General features: G+C 72.1%; 1 protein-coding gene and 1 pseudogene. Both read right to left on the reverse strand.

Features of this window, described 5'->3' with window-relative positions; all coding sequences use genetic code 11:
* Window positions 1-1,784, reverse strand: a pseudogene (locus ACWCPI_RS38840) (type I polyketide synthase); the annotation flags it as partial.
* Window positions 1,785-1,860: 76 nt separating this feature from the next.
* Window positions 1,861-2,717 (reverse strand): phosphopantetheine-binding protein (locus ACWCPI_RS38845; protein ID WP_451042664.1); only part of this gene is annotated, 857 nt, incomplete at its 5' end.

Consider the following 2,717-nt stretch of genomic DNA (forward strand, 5'->3'; position numbering starts at 1 on the left):
GTCTCGTCCAGGGCGTCGGCGAACACCGGCTGCGTCTCGTACAACTCCCGTCCCATGCCGGGGTGTTGTGAGCCCTGCCCGGAGAAGAGGTAGGCCAGTCGTCCGCCGTCGGGGGTGCCGTGGAGGGTGTCGGGTGAGGGCCGGCCTTCGGCGAGGAGGTTCAGTTGCCGGAGGAAGTCGTCGCGGTCGGTGGCGATGATGCCCGCCCGGTGGGTGTGGTGGGCGCGGGTGGTGGCCAGGGCGTGCGCGATGTCGTGCGGGGCGAGTTCGGGGTGGGCCTGGACGTGTGCGTGCAGTCGTGCGGCCTGCGCCCGCAGGGCGTCCTGCGTACGAGCCGACAGCAGCCAGGGGTACACCGTCCCCGCCGAGGCCACCGGTGACGCGGGCGCGGCCTCCGTCGGCGGAGCTTGTTCGAGGATGACATGGGCGTTGGTGCCGCTCACACCGAAGGACGACACCGCCGCCCGGCGGGGTCGCCCGGTCTCGGGCCACGGCACCGTCTCGGTCAGCAGCGACACCGCGCCCGTCTCCCAGTCCACATGGGGTGTCGGCTCGTCGACGTGGAGGGTCTTGGGCAGCAGTCCGTGCTCCATCGCGTGGACCATCTTGATGATGCCGGCCACGCCCGCCGCCGCCTGCGTGTGCCCGAGGTTCGACTTGACCGACGCCAGCCACAGCGGCCGGTCCACGCCCCGGTCCTGCCCGTACGTCGAGAGCAGGGCGCGGGCCTCGATGGGGTCGCCCAGCTTCGTGCCGGTGCCGTGGGCCTCGACGGCGTCGACCTGGTCGGGGGCGAGCCGGGCGTTGGCCAAGGCGGCGCGGATGACGCGCTGTTGTGCGGGGCCGCTCGGCGCGGTCAGTCCGTTGCTGGCACCGTCCTGGTTGACCGCGCTGCCGCGGATCACGGCCAGCACGGGGTGGCCGCTGCGCTCGGCCACCGACAGGCGCTCCAGCAGGATGAGGCCCACGCCTTCGCTCCACGAGGTGCCGTCCGCCGCCGCGGCGAAGGACTTGCACCGGCCGTCCGGCGCGAGGCCCCGCTGACGGCTGAACTCGAAGAAGACGCCCGGATCGGACATGACCGTGACCCCGCCGGCGAGCGCCATGTCGCATTCACCGCTGCGCAGGGCCTGCGCGGCCTGGTGCACGGCGACGAGCGAGGACGAGCAGGCGGTGTCGACGGTGACCGCGGGCCCCTCCAGTCCGAGGCTGTACGCGACCCGGCCCGAGGCGACACTCGTCGCGATGCCCGTGAGGAGATAGCCGTCGGCGCCCGCGGTCCCGGGGCGGCGCAGGGACGCGTACTCCTGCCCGATGACTCCGGTGAACACGCCGGTGGGGGTGGAGTGGAGGGTGGTGGGGTCGATTCCGGCGCGTTCGACGGCTTCCCAGGCGGTTTCGAGCAGGAGTCGTTGCTGGGGGTCCATGGCGAGGGCTTCGCGTGGGCTGATGCCGAAGAACTCGGCGTCGAAGCCGTCGGCGTCGTGCAGGAAGCCGCCCTGGCGTACGTAGGTCCTGCCGGGGACGTCGGGGTCGGGGTCGTAGAGGGCGTCGACGTCCCAGCCCCGGTTCACGGGGAAGTCCGAGATCACGTCCCGGCCCTCCATGACGAGTTCCCACAGCGCCTCGGGTGAGTCGACGCCACCCGGGAAGCGGCAGGCCATTCCGATGACGGCGATGGGTTCGTGCTTCCTCGACTCGAACTCCTGGAGTTGCCTGCGCGCCTGGTGCAGGTCCGTGGTGACCCGCTTGAGGTAGCCGCGGAGTTTCTCCTCGTTCGTCATGCGACATCGGGCCTTTCGGGTCACCATGCTGTTCTCGGGGATTGCGCGCGGGCGCCGGCGGTCGCCGGCGCCCGGCTCACAACTCGTTGTCGATGAAGTCGAAGATCTCTTCGTCCGAAGCCGTGCTGATCTTCCCGGTCACATCGGAGGACGTCTCCGCGTCCGGGCCCGGGGCGGACGCCGAGTCCCCGAACTCGCCGATCTTGAAGAGGAAGTCCTGCAGCCGAGCCGCGATCCGGCCCCGCGTCCCGTCGTCGGGCGCACCGGACAGCACGGCCGCTTCCACCCTTTCGATCTCCGCGATCAGCATGTGCTGCACCGACGCCTCCGACGGGGCCAGCTCGCCCCGCAGGAACTCGCCCAGCGAACGCGGTGTGGGATGGTCGAAGACGACGGTCGCCGGAAGACGCAGACCGACGGCCGCCCCCAGCCGGTTGCGCAGTTCGACCGCGGTGAGCGAGTCGAAGCCAGCCTCCTTGAAGGCGAGTTCGTCCGTCACGGCCGTCGGGGCGCCGTGCCCCAGGACGGCCGCAGCGTGGCTGCGCACGAGCTCGACCAGCGTGTCCAGCTGCTCGGTCGCCGTACGTCCCGCGAGCCGCCGCGCCCACTGCTCGGCCGCGGACGCGTCCTCGCCGCCGGCGTCGGCCACCCGCCGCGCCGAGGCACCCCGCACCAGTCCGCGCAGCACCGGCTGCAGCGTCCCCGCCTTCGCGTGGTCGCGCAGGACGGCGGGAGCCATCCGGGCGGCGACCAGCAGGGGCCGGCCCTCGTCGAGCGCGGCGTCGAAGAGCGCGAGGGCGTGCTCGGTGGGCATGGCCTCGATGCTGGACCGGGCCATCCGTTCGCGGTCGGTGGTGTGGAGGTGGGCGGTGAGGTTGCTGGTGTGTTGCCACAGGCCCCAGGCGATGCTGGTGGCGGGGAGTCCTTGGGTGT

The sequence above is a fragment of the Streptomyces sp. NPDC001920 genome, from assembly GCF_053594495.1.